The following is a 17,333-nucleotide window of genomic DNA, read 5'->3' on the forward strand; positions in this document are numbered from 1 at the left end:
CGCCGACAAACAGAGAAAAATGTCGCCCCGAGGGAGCGACAGACGGGAAGAATAAAAGGCTATCACTGGGCCAAAAACAGGCCAGGCGCCACCTTCCCGATTAATACAATACAGTGAAGATGCGCGTTATGACTCGCAGGTCACGCTATTTTGCCGAATCAGCGCCACAAGGGGTTATTCGACCAACGACCAGTCCAGCGGCGTTCCGCGCGGGATGGCCTGACGGGCACGGCGGCCCAGGAGCGTTTCCGTGTGTTTTGGAGCCAACCCCAGACCCGGACGAATGGCCCGCAGATTAGCGACGGTAAAGGGTTCGCCGGCAGCCATGTCCTGAGTCACGTAGAGCGAGCGGCGGTACACCAGCGACTTGCGCTCGGCGTCAGTCACACCGTAATGCACATGGCCCATGGCCTGCCAGGCGCGTTCGGTTTCGATCACCAGACTGGCCAGCTCGTCAGGCTCCAGAGAGAAACTGGCATCCACGCCACCCGCTGCACGATCGAGGGTGAAATGTTTTTCCACCACCGTCGCCCCCAGTGCCACCGCGGCGACAGACACTCCGACACCCATGGAGTGATCGGACAGGCCAACTTCACAACCAAACAATTCGCGCAAGTGAGGAATCGTCCGCACGTTGCTGTTGGCGGGCGTCGCCGGGTAAGTGCTGGTGCACTTGAGCAACACCAGATCCTTGCAACCGGCCTCACGGGCGGCACGGACGGTTTCGTCGAGTTCAGCGATGCTGGCCATGCCGGTCGAAATGATCAGCGGCTTGCCTGTGGCGGCGACCCGCCGAATCAGTGGCAGGTCGGTGTTTTCGAAACTGGCGATCTTGTAGGCCGGCACGTCGAGGCTTTCGAGGAAGTCCACCGCGGTGTCATCGAACGGTGTGGAGAACGCGAGCATGCCCAGCTCTTTGGCGCGGGCGAAAATCGGCGCGTGCCATTCCCACGGTGTGTGGGCTTTTTCGTACAACGCGTACAGCGAAGAACCGGCCCAGAGGCTGTCAGGGTCCTTGATGAAGAACTCACCTTCGGACAGGTCCAGGGTCATGGTCTCGGCGGTGTAGGTTTGCAACTTCAAGGCATGAGCGCCGGCCTTGGCCGCGGCTTCGACGATATGCAGCGCCACGCCAAGGGACTGGTTATGGTTGCCACTCATCTCGGCAATGATGAACGGCGGCGCGTCAGCACCGATTAAGCGGTTGCCGATCTTGAAACTAGTCATTGCGGTGATCCTTCAATATGCGCGTGAACGCGCAAGCACGCTGGGTGAATCCAGCCTCGCGAAACAGCTTCAGCGACGACTGATTCTCCGGCAACACTAGAGCGGTGATGGCCTGCAGTTGTGGCCAGTGGGTGGTCACGAAGGCTTCGCCCCGCGCCAGCAGCGCTCTGCCCCAGCCCAGGCCGAATCGGCCTTGGAACAGATAAATCGAGACTTCAGCTTCAACGCCGCACAAGTCATAACGCAACACACCCACCGGACCGTCATCGGCCTCGGCGATCAACAGCAAGCGTTGAGCATTACTCAAACTTGCGGCCAGCCAGTTTTGATGCGACTGCCATTCAATAACGCCGGTCTCCAGTGACCAACGCCGCACCGCTTCGGTATTGCGCCCTTCGAGTAACAACTGCGCATCGTCTACGGTCGCTTGGCGGACCTGCACAACCGCACCGGCCAGCACTGCCGCAACGCGCAGCGCACCACGACCATCGACCAACTGCCGCGAACGTTCGGCCAGACTCTGGCGAAGGCCCTGATTGCCCGCGACAAAACCGATAGCTTGACGCAACTGCTCGACGCTGACGTGTTCACGGGTGCCCAGATACACATGGGAACCTGAGGTCGCCATGAGTTCGCCGTTGGCCTGCTGATTATTCGAGACCGCAATGCAGATCGTCGGCAACCCCATGGCCGCCCGCTCCCAACTGGTACCGCCACCGGCACCGACAAACAGGTCGGCCTCGGTCATCAGTCGGTAAAAGTCACTGACAAAACTGTGCAAGCGCCAGTTCGGACGACTGGCAGCAAGTGCCTGCATCTGCACCCAGGCAGGGTTGTCGGCACCGGCAACGAAATCGACCTCCAGCTCATGGAGATCCACCAGCGCGAGCATCGCGTGGTGTGTCTGCATCGCCACATCGAAGCCGCCAAAGTTCACCAGCACCCTTTTGGCCTTGGGTTTGATTTCGATTGCCGGGCAACAGAACTCATCGCGCAGCAGGGCAAACCGTGGACCGAGCAACGCCAGGCAACCGGGCGTCAGCAGCGAAGCGTAGGCTTCTGGCGTACCCGAAAGATTCTGATTGAGCAGCAAATCAACGCTGTAGGTGCGCGTGGCGAGGTCGTCCACTGCGGCGATCCGTGGCGCCCAGCGGCGGGCCGCGGTCTGCCAGTGATGGTCGAGGCCGTAGTGGTCGACAATGATCCAATCGAAGGCAGGATGATTGCTCAGCGCCTGCTCAAGTGCAGCGATGTCAGCCTGCCACGGCAGCAAGGATTCGATCGCCTGCTGCGGGTCTTCATCAGGGTAACGATCCGCCAGGGCGAAGACTTCAAAGCCCTCAGCTTGCAGTGCATCCAGTCGATGGCCCGGCAACAGGCGGCAAGCGAAGGCCACCTGCGCGCCCTGCTTGCGCAAGACTTTGGCCAGGGTCAAACAGCGAGCAATGTGACCGCTGCCAATGGTCGGCGACGCATCGGCGCGGATCAGCACTCTCATTGCAGCTCTCCGCCAGCTTTCAAAGCGGCATAGAGGTATTCGGCACGCTTCCAGTCTTCAAGGGTGTCGATGTCCTGCACCAGATGCCGCGGCAGAATCACCGGCAGGCTCGCCGGAGAAAACAGCACATCGCCGCGCAACCAGGCCTCTGTGCGCCCCCAATAGAACTGGCCGGCATCCTGATAGGCTTCAGGCAAATCCTGGGAGCGGGTGTTGCGAAACTCCGGATAGAGCGAGGTCAAGGCACCCTGCTCGTCGAGGGTCAAGGCACGTTGCACCGGGAAGCCGAAACCGGCCACGGAAAAAGCGAAGGACTTGTCCGGATGCTGCACCAGTAATTCATGCCCCTGACGCAGATAGCGTGCCTGCAACAGCGGCGCGGTAGCGTAGATGCAACAGACGAAGTCGAAGATCGGCAATTGGTTCAAGGCATGCACGATCACCGCAGCCGTCCCGGTGAAATCATCAGCCAGTTCGACAGGCCGCACGAACGGCACCTGCGCGCCATGAGCCCGGGCGACGTCGGCAATTTCTTCGTCATCCGTACTGACGACGACTTGATCGAACAACCCGCAATCGAGTGCCGTACGGATCGAACGGACGATCATCGGTACACCGTCGAACGGCTTGAGGTTCTTGCGCGGGATTCGCTTGCTGCCACCGCGGGCCGGAATGATTGCAACGCAGCTCAAGTGTCACTACTCCTCAAGAACCAACCGACGCAGTTGCTCGACTACGAAGTCCTGTTGTTCATCGCTCAGCAAAGGAAACATCGGCAGGCTGATGGCTTCGGCGTAATAACGCTCGGCCTGCGGAAAGTCTCCCTCGGCAAACCCCAGATCACGATAGTACGGCTGCAAATGCAGCGGAATATAGTGCAGGTTCACCCCGATCCCGGCTGCCCGCAACCCTTCGAACACCTGCCGATGGCTGAGATTGATCCGATCAGGTTGCAACCGCACCACGTACAGATGCCACGCCGACTCGGCATCAGGTTGCGCGCTGGGCAAGGTCAGCGGCAGGTATGCCAACAATCGGTCATAACGCGCCGCCAGCTCACGACGACGCTCGATGAAGCCGTCGAGCTTATTCAGCTGTGACAGACCGAGGGCCGCTTGCAGATCGGTGATCCGGTAATTGAAGCCCAATTCCACTTGCTGGTAGTACCAGGGACCGTGACTGGATTCGGTCATCTGCTGGGGATCGCGGGTCATGCCGTGGCTGCGCAGACGTCGCAGGCGCTCGGCCAATTCCGGGCGATTGGTCAGGACCATGCCGCCCTCGGCACTGGTGATGATCTTCACCGGGTGAAAACTGAACACCGTCATCGCCGCAAATTCGCCGCACCCCACCGGACGCCCGGCATAGGATGCGCCGACCGCGTGGGACGCATCCTCGATCACCGTAAAGCCATAGCGTTCGGCCAACTCGGCGATCATGCGCATGTCGCAGCTTTGACCGGAAAACGCCACGGCCACCAGAACCTTCGGCAGCGTGCCTTCACGCTCGGCAGCTTCGAGCTTCGCCGCCAGGGTGTAGGCGTCGAGGTTCCAGGTCAGCGGATCGATATCCACGAAGTCGACGTCAGCGCCGCAGTAACGGCCGCAGTTGGCCGAGGCCAGAAAAGTGTTCGGCGTCGTCCACAAGCGATCACCCGGACCGAGCCCTGCCGCCAGGCAGGCAATGTGCAGCGCCGCCGTGGCATTGCATACCGCCACCGCGAAATCGGCCTGACAACGCTCGGCCACGGCCTGTTCGAAGCGTTCAATGGTCGGCCCTTGTGTCAGCCAATCGGACTGCAACACGGCGACCACCGCATCGATGTCCGCCTGATCGAGGCTTTGCCGACCGTAGGGAATCATGCCGACAGCTCCGCGTGCAGATCTGCGATCTGGCCTACCGACAGGAAGTGCGGGTTGGTGTCGGAGCGGTACTCGAAATCCTCGCTCACAGGCTTGCCCTGCTCGCCCAGTTTGTCTACGGCAAAATCCACATCGACGCTGGTGAAACGAATCGACGGCTGAATGGTGTAGTGATCATCGAACTCCAGGGTCATGCGCGCGTCGTCCAGCGGCACCATCAGCTCATGGAGTTTTTCTCCCGGACGAATGCCGACGTTTTTGTGTGGCAAATGCTCAGCCATCCCCAGCGCCAGATCGATGATGCGGATCGACGGGATCTTCGGCACAAAGACTTCACCACCGTGCATGCGCGCAAAGCTGTCGAGCACAAACTGCACGCCGTGATCGAGGGTGATCCAGAAACGGGTCATGCGCTCATCGGTGATCGGCAACTCTGGCGCGCCCTCGGCAATCAGCTTGCTGAAAAAAGGCACCACCGATCCCCGCGAGCCGGCCACGTTGCCGTAGCGGACCACCGAAAAACGCGTGTTCTGATCCCCGGCAATGTTGTTCGCGGCGACGAACAACTTGTCCGACAGCAACTTGGTCGCGCCGTACAGGTTGATCGGGCTGGCAGCCTTGTCGGTGGACAGCGCAACGACCTTTTTCACGCCGTTATCGATGGCCGCGGCAATGATGTTTTCCGCACCGTTGACGTTGGTGCGAATGCATTCGGTGGGGTTGTATTCCGCCGCCGGCACTTGCTTCAGCGCTGCGGCATGCACCACGTAATCGATGCCGCGCATGGCCTGACGCAAACGCTCGGCATCACGCACATCGCCGAGGAAATAACGCATGCACGGCGCATTGAACGTCTGTTGCATCTCGTACTGCTTGAGCTCATCGCGGGAGAACACCACCACACGCTTGGGCTGATATTGCTCCAGCAACCGGCGGATGAAATTGCGCCCGAACGAGCCGGTGCCGCCAGAGATGAAAATTGATTTACCGTTGAACATGCCTTGAGTCCTTTTACCTGTCAGTCAGGCTTATGCGAGCAACTGCGCCCAGTTCACACTGGAAGCGTCGCCAAGAGTAAAGCCCTTGCCCGCCAGGGAAAGATTCTGGTTGTAAGCCGCATCCTGGGCGAAGCGCGCCGGCCACTTGTCATGCAGGCCAGCTGCCGCCTGCGGGTGATCCGGCAAAGTGCCGGGGTGGGCGATTTGCACTTGTGGCGTCCATACGGTCAGCAACCCGGCATCGGCGACTTTCAGACAAAAGTCGACATCGGCATACGCTTGCTCGAAATGTTCTTCATCCAACCCGCCCAGTGCGTCGAACACCTCCTTGCGCACCATCAGACAAGCGTCGGAGACTGCCGAATAATTTTGCTCAACCAGCAGTCGATGCATATGACCCGGTGCGTCTTTTTTCTCGCCGATGAACGCAGAAGCCACGCCAACTTTCAGACCCAGAATCAGACCGGCACCGGTCACGCTGCCCTCGCGATCAACCAGTTTGGCACCCACCACACCCACTTCAGGACGCTGAGCCTGATTGAGCAAGGCTTCGACCCAATTGGCATTGACCACCTCGGCGTCTTCTGCGAGCAGTATCAGATACTCACCTTGCGCCTGCGCGACGGCCTGGTTGAGCAGTGCCGACGAGCTCACGCGCTGCTCGTTCTTGATCAGGCGAATCCGCCCGCCGCCGTTTTGCTCCAGACTGTCGAGCCACGTCAGCAGATCGGCTGACTGACTGTGATTGTCGGCGATGATAATTTCGTTGTTCTGATAGCGCGTGCGCTGCAATACGCTCACCAGGCAGCGCTGCAATTGCTCCTGACAGCCTTCGCTGCGTACGATGATCGACACCTTCGGACGCCCGGCGTGGCGGTAGTCGATCCGCAAGCCACCAAATGCCTCAGCGCTTACCTGCGCCTGATAGCCACGGGTTGCCAGGTGGCGCACCAAAGTCTGACGTTGGTGCTCGTTCGGTGCCATCTCCACCGCCGGGGTGATGAGCAATGGCTCGGCCAAATGCGCCAGACCCGCCAGCCCGCCAGCTTCGATCAGGCGCAGCAGCAGGTCGAATTCCAGGGCATCGCTGAACTCGCGGGCATAACCGCCAGCATCCACCAGCACCTCGCGTCGGATCAGCCAATGCCGGGCGGTCAACGCCGGCAGACTTTGCAGCAGGTCGAGGTTGAAGTCCGGACGGAAAACTTCGGTCAATGTGCCGTTACTACGGCGATGAATCTCATCCATCGCCACCGCACGGCAACCTTCGGCGTTCTGCAACTCGAGACTGGCGCGCAGGAAGCCGGCAGCAGTGAATTCATCACCAGCCTCGGCCAACAGCAGCCAGTCCGAGGTCGAGCGCTGGGCAATCTGGTTCAATCTATCGACGTAGTTGCTTGCACTGACCTTTACAAAATGCACGGTATTTTGTTCGGTGGTGATCTCGGGCAAATCACCGGTGGTGAAGACCACCACCTTAAAGGCGCGGAAAGCGCTTTCCATCAGACTGTCAAAGGTGACCTGCAACTTATCCATGTCGGCTTCAAGATCCAGCAGCAGTATGCCGAACTGAGGCCCGCCCTCGTTGGCCGCCAGATGTTGATTGATTTTCCGTACCGCGGTGTCGTTCGGCTGGCGTGCCTGCAACCAGTTCAACAGCCGGCCGGAGGGCATACTGTCCAGCAACTGACGGCTGTCGTAGGTCGGTACGCTGTCCAGGCGTGCAATCCAGTCAGTCAATATTTTCGCATCGGCGCTCTCACCCATGTCCAGCAGTTGTTGCACCAGTTTTTGCACGACCCTACGGTTGAAGGCGCCCAACTGTACGGCATGCAGCAAACGGTTCTGGATGGTCTCGGACGTGTCATTGGAATAGATGCGCTGCAACGTGTGCTGCTGAAGTAACGCACCTTCCATTTCTTCCAGCTGCAAGCGTCCGGCAGGCATCGCATGGAGCAGGAATTCGCATTCGGTCAGTTGATCAAAAAACGCCTGGTTGTAGAACGGCATCTCGACATACTGCTGAGGCCCGAATGCGCGTTTCGGGCCGATGGTAGGGTCTTTCCAGTAGGACTCGAAGATCGGCTCGATCGTCAAGGCATTGCGCGCGGCCAGGCTGTCGGCCAGCGCCTGGAAACTTTGCAGGGCGAACTCGGCGGTCTGCGCCTGGTTCAGGCCACTGATGCCAGTCGGCAACGTGGCGAGGAAACCGGCAAAGCGCTCACGCTCGGCGACGGAGCGGGCGTCTTTGAAACTCAGGACGTGAATGATTTCGGTATTGTGATCCGAACGACCGTAGTTGACCTCCCGCACCACATAAGGCATTGGCAGAATCCGCGCCTTGGCCCGCGCGAGCATGTAATACACATGGCCGATTTCCAGCCACTCGAAAATTGTGCCCTCCGGCATGGCCGCGTACCAGTCCTGCAACAGCGAAGTGCGGTGCACCGCATAGAACGGCGGGATGTACTGGCCCATGTAGTCGAGCACACGATCCTGCGCGCGCTCGGCGTTGTAATCCTCTTTTACCTTCTTGTCGCGACGATAGTACTGCACATAGTTGGAGTGCGTCAGGTACATCAGGCAGTAGCCGTGGCACATACCGTAATCGGGGTTGGCCTCGAGAAAGTTCACCGACTCGGTCAATGCATCGTGCAGCAGGAAGTCATCGTCGGCGGCCAGCACCATGTACGGCGTGGTGACCTGGCTGGCGCCATACGCAAGCTTTTGCTGAAAACCCGTGTAGGTGAACTGAGGCAAATGGCGATAGTCGACCAACGGGAAGTCGGCCGCGAGGCGCTCATCCCCCTGCACGGACGAATCCAGCACCAGCACCTTGGCGGAGTAGCTGCTGTAGTACTGCAAGGTACGACGCAGGAACGCACTGCGGTTGTGGGTGATTACCACCACTGTGAACAGCTCGTTCAGTGGTGTCACGTTGGTTTGAGTGCTGCTTTGAACCTGCATTTTCCTATCCCCACAACCGGCCGATCGCCAAGTACCTGAAGCTGTTTTTTGATTAACGAACGCGACGCAGATAGCCGTCCGGCGCCACGGTGATCAGCAGTTTGTTTTGCATCTGCCGGTCGATTTCGAAGTCCTTGTTCTCCTCCAGGTACTTCCATACGGCGGTTTTCGGATTATCGCCGTGGCCCCATGGACGATCCGGGAAGAAATCGGCCGGCATGTCTTCGACCACGGTGTCCATCACTACGCAGTAGCTGTCCACCGAGACCAACGGCGCGTACAGGCGCAGCTCTTCGAGTACGTGGTCGTGGGTGTGGTTGGAGTCGAGCACCAGAATGACTTTCTTGCCTTCGGCAGCGGCACGCACTTGTGCGGCGATGGCCGGATCGATGCTCGAACCCTCGATCATCGAAATGCGCTTGCTCATCGGGTGGCTCTCGATGGCTTCGCGGTTGTGCGGACGAATGTCGAGGTCGATGCCCAGCACTTCGCCGTGGCCTTGCAGCTCCAGCAGCGATGCGTAGTAGATGATCGAACCGCCATGGGCGATACCGCATTCGATCACCAGGTCCGGTTTGACCTGCCAGATGATCTCTTGCATGGCCATCATGTCTTGCGGCAGCTGGATGATCGGACGGCCCATCCACGAGAAGTGGTAGCTGTATTTGTGCTTGGCCGATTCGTTGAAGAACTCCCGGGCCAGGCCGGTGAGTTTCTGGTCGTCACCTTGCTGGGCGATCTGTTCCCGGCATTCCGCTTCGAAGGCTTTGTTGATGCTGTTGTCGGTCATTTGAAAATTCTCAATGGTCACTGGAACGAAGCGCTGTCGACGGCGAGATAGACATAGCGTCCACCGGTCATCCGCTTGATTTCTTCGAGGTAGTTGGAGTTCATCACAAACAGATGGGCGCCTTCGGGCAGACCATCCATGGCCTCTTGTGGAGAGGACACCCGCACGCCGCTCAGCGGCAGATAAGGGCCCTGCTTGGCCGGATTGATATCCACCACGCGATCCACCGCCACCCCGGCCCGTTGCAGGAACAGCGAATAGATCACGCCTTTGGACGACGTGCCCCAGATCGCCGAACCTTGTTCGGGTGCGGCCTGAATGATCTGAACGGCGCGGTCGAGGCTGGCGGTGAAACCTTCGGGCAGGTCCAGGCGCGGTACCGGTTGCTCCGGGGTCAGGCGCAAGGTCGAAAGGTCCGCAACGATGTACAGGTACTGGCCACCGAACAGGTGACCGGCCTCCTGCACGGTACCGAACATCCGGCGCAGGTCATCGAGGCGGAAGTAATTGACGTGCTCGTAGAACAGGTCGAACCAGGCACGATGCTCGAGGATCCAGTCCAAGCACGGCACTTCGATGTAGATCTGCCCGCCCTGATTGGCCTCGGCGATCTCGACAAGGAAGCTCACCGGATCCTGAATGTGTTCGAGCACATGACGCAGCACGATGGCATCCGCCGCCAGACCCAGCCCGCGCGTGAACGGGGCCTTGATCACGTCGACATTGTCGCCTTCGTAGGCCGGGTCGATGCCGGTGATGGCATAGCCCTGACCTTTCAGGAGTTCGAGAAAGTAGCCTTTGCCGCAGCCGACTTCGATCAGCTCCTGGCCCTTGAAGTGCCGGGCAATGATCCCTTCGACATCGCTCAGGTGCTTCTGGAACTGGCCCGAATGCGCCTGTTCGTTCTGGTAATCGGCGTCGTAGCTGAGCATGTCGGCATCGAAGGCCTGGTTGAAGATCAACCCGCTCTGCTCATCCTGTACCAACACCATGTCGGCAGAGGCCGAAGCCCTGGCCGATTGCGGGTCGGCAAAGGTGCGATTCTGCAACACCGGCAGGTCGGTGACCCGATACAACTCATGCCTCATGCTCTGCTCCCAGTAGCTGTTTCAAGCGGTCCGCCACGCCCCAGAACGCCATCGGTTCATGGGTCGGGTATGGGTAGTGACCGAGGTTCAAACTGATCGATGCGCCACGCTCACGCAGCCGTTGCTCGACCAGCGCCCGGACCGAAATCGGCTGGCCGCTTGAGCAATTGATCACGCCATTGAAGTCCCGCTGTTGCAGGATCGCCGCGAGATGACCGGCGGCAGTATCGATGGCCAGGTAATCGCGCAATTGTTCACCGGCCGACATGTTGAACGTGTCGTCCCCGGCATCGATCGCCCGGTCCAGCGCCGCCAGTAAACTATTGGGGTTCTGTCCGCTGCCGTGCAGGTAAAACAGCCGCGCCCATTGCAGGGTGAATGACATCTCGCGCTGCAAATTTTCGAGGAACACGCGCAAGGTGTTCTTTGCCAGCCCATAAGGGTTGCTTGGCTGCGGCGCGGTCTGCTCGCTGAGCGGCCCGCTCTGCAGACCGTATTCGAAACAGGTGCCAGTCACCAAAACCTGCGAGACACCCGCCTCGACCGCGCCCTTGATGAACCGGTAGTCAGCCATCAAGTTGTGCTCGAAATGGAACAGTGCCTGATAGTTCGGCAACCCCGGCCAGGCCAGATGCGCCAAGGCATCGACACCAGCGGTCAGCTTGGCGATGGCCAGGTCAGCGGCGTGAACATCCGCGGCGATGAACTCCACCGCATTGATCCACGGCATGCTCGCGGCGGTCTCGGCGTTGCGCGCCACGGCGCGAACTTCGCAACCACGAGCAAGCAAGGCCGCGACCAGATGACAGCCGACAAACCCGGTGGCGCCGGTGACCAGGACCCTCACAGCTCGGTCAACTCAGGCACGGCGATGACAAATCGGCCATCCCACTCGCGAACCTGAGCCAGTTGCTGGCTGACTTCATGCAGCAAATTCCACGGCAGGACCAGCACGTAATCCGGTTTCTGAATATCGATCTGCGCCGGCGAAACGATCGGGATGCGACTGCCCGGCAAATACTTGCCCTGCTTGTGCGGGTTGGCATCGGCGACCCAGGCCAGCAGGTCCGGTTTGACCCCGGCGTAATTGAGCAAGGTGTTGCCCTTGGCGGCAGCGCCGTACCCGACCACACGCTTGCCGTCGGCTTTCGCCTGCAACAGGAAACGCAGCAGTTCGTGCTTGATGCGCTCGGCGGCGGGCGCGAGGGTCGTGTAGTACTCGGGGGTTTTTACACCGGCATCGAACTCGGCTTGCAGTTGCAGTTGAACCGTTGGCTGGACCTCGCGGCGTACACCGTCGACGCGCTGAACGAACACGCGCAACGAACCACCGTGGGTCGATAGCTGGCTGACATCGAACACCTCCAGACCATTGCGCTCGCACAGCGATTGCACGGCGGTCAGTGACAGGTACGAATAATGCTCGTGATACAGCGTGTCGAATTGCTGCCCCGCCATCAGCGTCAGCAATTGCGGAAACTCGAACGTCGCCACGCCCGTCGTCTTAAGCAAGGTCGCGAAACCGCCGAGGAAATCATTGATGTCCGGCACGTGGGCCAGCACGTTGTTGGCGGCCATCAGGTCGGCGGCCCAGCCTTCGTTTTTCAGCTGCAACGCGGTATCGCGACCGAAGAACAGCTCGCGGATCTCCAGGCCTTTTCCCCGTGCGGCTTGCGCGGTGCTGCGGGTCGGCTCTACGCCCAGACAAGGGATGCCGCGCCCGGCCACGTACTGCAACAGGTAACCGTCGTTGGCGGCGATTTCCACTACGCGGCTTTCAGCCGTCAGGTCGAAACGCTCGACCATCTCGGCCACATAGCGCTCGGCATGGGCCAGCCAGGTGCTGGAAAACGAACTGAAATAAGCATACTCGGCGTCGAACAGGCTGTCGGCACTGGTGTAATCCTCGGTCTGCACCAGCCAGCACTGCTGACACACCGCGACCTTCAGCGGCACCCATTGCTCGGCTTGTTCCAGCTGATCGGCGCGCACGTAGGCATTGGACGGCGGCGAAGTGCCAAGGTCAATCAGCGGCAAAGCCAGAGGAGTAGCGCAACCACGGCAATTCATACACGCACTCCAGCGAAGTGTTCATCGAGCAAGGGATGGCTGCAATCCCTGGCCGACAGATTATTGACAGGCAACGGCCAGGCAATCGCCAGCCGTGGATCGTTCACCGACAAACCGCCCTCATGCGCAGGCGTGTAATCAGCGCTGTGCAGGTAAAGCAATTCGGCGTCATCGGTGAGGGTCTGGAAACCATGGGCAAAACCGGCCGGGATTAACAGGCTGCGGCCATCGTCAGCGCGCAGATGTTCGGCGTGCCAGTGCAGGAAGGTCTCGGAGTCAGGGCGCAAATCCACCGCCACATCCCAGACTTCACCGCGCAAGCAGGTGATCAGTTTGGCTTCCGGGGCGCTGGCGTTCTGATAATGCAGACCGCGCACACTGCCCCGTTCACGGGTGCAGGAATGGTTGATCTGGCGGATATGAAACGGCTGGCCGAAGGCGCTGAGGCTGCCTTCGCAGAACAGCCGAGCGAAGTGCCCGCGCTCATCTTCGAAGCGTTTGTGCTGCACGCTGAACAGTCCGGCCAGCGGCAATGACTTCAACAGAAACTCACTCACAGCGCGCCTCGGTACAGGTTCAACTGGCCCAGCGTGATGGCGCGCATGTCGTCGCCGTTTTGCCACGCCAGGTGCCAATCGAGGGTATGAGTCAGACATTGCTGCAACGACCAGCGCGGCTTCCAGGCCAGCCGTTGACGGGCGCGACTGCTGTCCAGACGCAACAGACCGGCTTCGTGCAGATCACTCGGTTCGATGCGCAAGCCGCGTGCTTGCGGCCAGCGGTTGGCGAGCAGCTCGACCACTTCGCCGACGCTGCACATGTCCGCGTCGCTCGGGCCGAAGTTCCAGGCGCCGGCAAACTCAGGACCTTTTTCATAGAGGCCGGCGGCCAGTTGCAGGTAACCGGCCAGTGGTTCCAGCGCGTGCTGCCATGGGCGCACGGCTTGCGGGTAGCGCAGGGTCACCGGCTCATCCGCCGACCAGGCCTTGAGCACATCAGGGATCAAGCGTTCCGGCGCGAAGTCACCACCGCCCAGCACGTTGCCGGCCCGGGCCGTGGCCAGCGCAAAACCGTGTTCGGCATAGCGCTCGGCCGGGAAGAACGAAGCGGCGTAAGACTGTGCCAGCAATTCACAGCAGGCCTTGCTGCTGCTGTAAGGATCATGTCCGCCAAGGGCTTCATCTTCGCGGTACGGCCACAGCCATTCCTTGTTGGCGTAGACCTTGTCGGTGGTCACCAGCACGCACGCGCGCACGCCACCGGCCTGACGGATCGCTTCGAGTAGATTGAGCGTGCCCATGACGTTGCTGGAGTAAGTCCCCAGTGGGTCGCGATAGCCTTCGCGCACCAGCGGCTGAGCCGCCAGGTGCAGGACGATTTCCGGCTGCGCTTCGGCGATCAGTTCCAGCAAGGCGCCGAGGTCACGCAGGTCGCCGCGCTGATCGTTGATGCCCTCGTGCACCCGGGCCAGTTCGAACAGGCTCGGTTCGGTCGATGGATCAAGCGAAAATCCACTAACCTCGGCACCGAGGCTTTGCAGCCACAACGTCAGCCAGCTGCCCTTGAAACCGGTATGGCCGGTCAGCAGAACGCGTTTGCCGCGCCAGAATTCCGGGCTCAGTCCCATTGCTTCCATGGGGCCTCCCCGCTCTGCCACAGCGCTTCGAGGTGGTTCTTGTCACGCAGGGTGTCCATCGGTTGCCAGAAGCCGGAATGCTCGAAGGCACGCAATTGTTCAAGCTCCGCCAGACGCATCAGCGGCTCCGCTTCCCAACTGGTCGCATCACCGGCGATGAAGGGCAGAACCTGAGGAGACAGGACAAAGAACCCGCCATTGATCCAGCCACCGTCGCCACGGGGTTTCTCGGTGAACCCCATGACCTGATCGCCAACCCGTTGCAGGGCGCCATAACGTCCCGGCGGCTGCACGGCAGTGACCGTCGCCATCTTGCCGTGGGCTTCATGGAACTTGATCAAACCGCTGATATCGACATCCGAGACGCCATCACCATAGGTGAAGCAGAAAGCTTTTTCGTCTCTCAGATAGGGGGCTGTACGCAACAGACGCCCGCCGGTCATGGTTTCCTCACCGGTGTCGACGAGGGTGACGCTCCACGGCTCGCTGTAGTTCTGGTGCACGTCCATGCGGTTGTTGCGCATGTCGAAGGTGACGTCGGAGGTGTGCAGGAAGTAGTTGGCGAAGAAGTCCTTGATCGCATAGCCCTTGTAGCCAAGGCAGATCACGAAGTCATGAATCCCATGGGCGGAGTACTGTTTCATGATGTGCCAAAGAATTGGCTTGCCACCGATCTCGATCATCGGCTTGGGCTTGAGGTGCGACTCTTCGCTGATGCGCGTGCCCAAGCCACCCGCCAGAATTACTGCCTTCATCGTCTCCCCTCTTGTTCTTCACAGAGCTCGGCCAAGCTATTCAAGCTTTTGCGGGCTATCTGGCTAAAACGCTCTGCCGTGTCAGGCGCTGGCGTACCGGCCGCAAGCGCTCGTTTTATGGCGATATGAGGGGGACTTGCAGGAAACGCGCCAGCTCATGAGTCCAGGTAGCAGGCACAAAAAAGGGACGAATCCGGATCATGCAGACCGGGTTCGTCCCCAAGCGTAAAGCGGGCACCTTCAATCCCGTTGCAGGAGAGAAGGTGCCTGATTCAGGTCTCAGCCAAACATGGCAAACGCATCACTGTTGGCCGGCATGTTGAAGAGCTGTCCGTCCGCCGTCTGGATTTGCTCGATGGTATCGGAACCGGCGAACCAGTCCTTGAGCTGTACACCTTCCTGCGGAACCTGTCCTGGACTAACACTCGATCGGTGCAGGTAGAGGTCATCACCGACACGATCAACCAGCAGTTCGGCACTGCTGATATACGACAGCACTATTTTGTCGGAGCGGCTGATGCCATCGTCCTGGATCGTCACCAATGCCGATGTGTTGACGTTGTAGGTATCGTCATCTTCGCCACCAAAGGCCGACCCACTGGCTTGCAGCACCAGTTTGTCATCGCCAGCACCGCCAAACAGCGAGAAACCGGAGCCCGTGCCGGTCAGCAGGTCGCCACCGTCCCCACCATCAGCCATGCCATGAGTCACCGTGATGATGTCGCCCCCTGCTTCACCATAGGCCTGGCTACCCTCGTCGTTGGCTGCGGTGACGATGGTGTCGTTGCCATTGCCGCCATACAGGGTGTCAGCCTGCGGCCCGTTGATCAGACCATCCAGCGTGAATGGCCCGATCTGGGACACCAGCCCGCCGTAGAGGTAATCGTTGCCGTCGCCACCGTAGATGACGTCGTTACCCAACCCGCCTTCAAGGTAGTTGACGTTGGCATCACCGGTCAGGGTGTCATTGAAGTGGCTGCCCACTAAGCGCTCGATGTTGCGCAGTACGTCACCTTGGGCGTCGCCGCCCTGGTTGACGTTGGTCTGCAGGTTGATGTCCACAGCGGTGGTATTGGTGATGTACAAGACGCTGTCCTGACCCTCGCGGCCGTCAATCAGATCCGCACCTGCACCACCGATAAAGACGTCACCGAACCGCGAACCCGACAACGTGTCATCAAAGTTGCTGCCCTGGAAGAACTCAATGTTGGTGTAGGTGTCACCCGCGGCATCTCCGGCGTTGGCATTGGTGGTCAGGTCGATGGTCACCGCAGAGTCCGAAAGCTCGTAACTGACCAGGTCCTGCCCAACGGCACCGTCCAGGCCCATGGCAGTGGTACCGCCATAGAAAATGTCGTTGTAGCTCGACCCCTTGATCACTTCGATGCCGGTGAAGGTATCGCCTGCCCCGATCCCGGAGTACACGCCGGTCTTCAGGTTGATGTTCACTGCCACGGTGCTATCGGTGTAGCCCGCCGTGTCATAACCGGCACCCCCGATGAACTGGTCGGCACCCGCGCCGCCGTACAGTGTGTCGTTGCCCGAACCGCCAGTGATGATGTTGTCGCTGGCGTTGCCCCAACCGGTGTACGCGCCAGTGCCGACAAAGGTCAGGCGCTCCACGTTGGCTGCCATGTAGGTGTGGCTGGGGTTGACCGCCGACACACGCATTTCATCGTTGCCGCCATCGGCCAGCTCGACGATGCTCGGCGTGGCACTGGTGTTGATGTAGTAGATATCGTCCCCGGCACCGCCTTCGAATGCTATCCCGCCCAATGCAACGGTGAAGCTGTCGTTGAATGCCGAACCGATGACTCTTTCGATGTTGGTCAGGGTGCTGCCTTCGGCGTCGCCACCGGTACCGGCCAGGCCCGTACCCAAACGGATATCAACGTTCACCGCTGCCGCCGACGTCGAGTAATCGACCGTATCAGTACCGACTCCACCGTCGAAGTCCGTGCCCCGGCCATCGCCGACAAAGGTGTCGTTGTAGTTCGATCCCTTGATCGCCTCGATGTCAGTGAAGGTGTCACCCGCCCCGATCCCGGAATGCACGCCGGTCTTCAGGTTGATGTTCACTGCCACGGTGCTATCGGTGTAGCCCGCCGTGTCATAACCGGCACCCCCGATGAACTGGTCGGCACCCGCGCCGCCGTACAGTGTGTCGTTGCCCGAACCGCCAGTGATGATGTTGTCGCTGGCGTTGCCCCAACCGGTGTACGCGCCAGTGCCGACAAAGGTCAGGCGCTCCACGTTGGCTGCCATGTAGGTGTGGCTGGGGTTGACCGCCGACACACGCATTTCATCGTTGCCGCCATCGGCCAGCTCGACGATGCTCGGCGTGGCACTGGTGTTGATGTAGTAGATATCGTCCCCGGCACCGCCTTCGAATGCTATCCCGCCCAATGCAACGGTGAAGCTGTCGTTGAATGCCGAACCGAT

At 60.1% G+C, this 17,333-nt stretch carries 14 protein-coding genes; all 14 read right to left on the bottom strand.

Annotation, left to right across the window (positions count from 1 at the left end; translation table 11 throughout):
- Positions 1-174: 174 nt before the first annotated feature.
- A complete protein-coding gene (pseI, locus tag FQ187_RS08950; RefSeq protein ID WP_149629171.1) occupies positions 175-1,227 on the bottom strand; it encodes a pseudaminic acid synthase in 1,053 nt (350 codons plus the stop codon).
- Positions 1,220-2,725: a UDP-2,4-diacetamido-2,4,6-trideoxy-beta-L-altropyranose hydrolase gene (pseG, locus tag FQ187_RS08955; RefSeq protein ID WP_149629172.1), complete on the bottom strand. Its 1,506-nt coding sequence runs from the start codon at positions 2,723-2,725 to the stop codon at positions 1,220-1,222. Before pseG ends, pseI begins: the two co-directional genes overlap by 8 nt.
- Positions 2,722-3,417: a pseudaminic acid cytidylyltransferase gene (gene pseF / locus FQ187_RS08960; RefSeq protein ID WP_149629173.1), complete on the bottom strand. Its 696-nt coding sequence runs from the start codon at positions 3,415-3,417 to the stop codon at positions 2,722-2,724. Before pseF ends, pseG begins: the two co-directional genes overlap by 4 nt.
- 6 nt (positions 3,418-3,423) lie before the next feature.
- Positions 3,424-4,587 carry a UDP-4-amino-4,6-dideoxy-N-acetyl-beta-L-altrosamine transaminase gene (pseC, locus tag FQ187_RS08965; protein WP_149629174.1) on the bottom strand — a complete coding sequence of 388 codons (1,164 nt, stop codon included), beginning with the start codon at positions 4,585-4,587 and terminating at the stop codon, positions 3,424-3,426.
- Positions 4,584-5,585, bottom strand: a complete 1,002-nt coding sequence (gene pseB / locus FQ187_RS08970) for a UDP-N-acetylglucosamine 4,6-dehydratase (inverting) (protein WP_149629175.1) — start codon at positions 5,583-5,585, stop codon at positions 4,584-4,586. The genes pseC and pseB overlap by 4 nt, the downstream gene beginning before the upstream one ends.
- Positions 5,586-5,615: 30 nt before the next feature.
- Entirely contained in the window at positions 5,616-8,552 is a 2,937-nt protein-coding gene (locus tag FQ187_RS08975; RefSeq protein ID WP_149629176.1) for a TIGR00180 family glycosyltransferase, read from the bottom strand.
- 52 nt (positions 8,553-8,604) lie between these two features.
- Positions 8,605-9,342, bottom strand: a complete 738-nt coding sequence (locus tag FQ187_RS08980; protein WP_149629177.1) for a cephalosporin hydroxylase family protein — start codon at positions 9,340-9,342, stop codon at positions 8,605-8,607.
- Positions 9,343-9,359: 17 nt separating this feature from the next.
- A complete protein-coding gene (locus FQ187_RS08985) occupies positions 9,360-10,430 on the bottom strand; it encodes a class I SAM-dependent methyltransferase (RefSeq protein WP_149629178.1) in 1,071 nt (356 codons plus the stop codon).
- Positions 10,420-11,277 (bottom strand): NAD(P)-dependent oxidoreductase, encoded by an 858-nt coding sequence (locus FQ187_RS08990; protein ID WP_149629179.1) that lies wholly within the window; start codon positions 11,275-11,277, stop codon positions 10,420-10,422. The genes FQ187_RS08985 and FQ187_RS08990 overlap by 11 nt, the downstream gene beginning before the upstream one ends.
- Positions 11,274-12,500: a class I SAM-dependent methyltransferase gene (locus FQ187_RS08995; protein WP_149629180.1), complete on the bottom strand. Its 1,227-nt coding sequence runs from the start codon at positions 12,498-12,500 to the stop codon at positions 11,274-11,276. Before FQ187_RS08995 ends, FQ187_RS08990 begins: the two co-directional genes overlap by 4 nt.
- Positions 12,497-13,057: a dTDP-4-dehydrorhamnose 3,5-epimerase family protein gene (locus FQ187_RS09000; RefSeq protein ID WP_134421363.1), complete on the bottom strand. Its 561-nt coding sequence runs from the start codon at positions 13,055-13,057 to the stop codon at positions 12,497-12,499. The genes FQ187_RS08995 and FQ187_RS09000 overlap by 4 nt, the downstream gene beginning before the upstream one ends.
- Complete coding sequence (gene rfbG / locus FQ187_RS09005; protein ID WP_149629181.1) at positions 13,054-14,136, bottom strand: CDP-glucose 4,6-dehydratase; 1,083 nt, start codon at positions 14,134-14,136, stop codon at positions 13,054-13,056. The genes FQ187_RS09000 and rfbG overlap by 4 nt, the downstream gene beginning before the upstream one ends.
- Positions 14,118-14,891 carry a glucose-1-phosphate cytidylyltransferase gene (rfbF, locus tag FQ187_RS09010; protein ID WP_149629182.1) on the bottom strand — a complete coding sequence of 258 codons (774 nt, stop codon included), beginning with the start codon at positions 14,889-14,891 and terminating at the stop codon, positions 14,118-14,120. The genes rfbG and rfbF overlap by 19 nt, the downstream gene beginning before the upstream one ends.
- Before the next feature lie 279 nt (positions 14,892-15,170).
- Positions 15,171-17,333, bottom strand: a 2,163-nt coding sequence (locus FQ187_RS30715) for a calcium-binding protein (RefSeq protein ID WP_149629183.1), incomplete at its 5' end; no start/stop codon positions are given.

Source organism: Pseudomonas sp. ANT_J28 (assembly GCF_008370005.1).
GTDB classification, from domain to species: Bacteria; Pseudomonadota; Gammaproteobacteria; order Pseudomonadales; family Pseudomonadaceae; genus Aquipseudomonas; species Aquipseudomonas frigoris.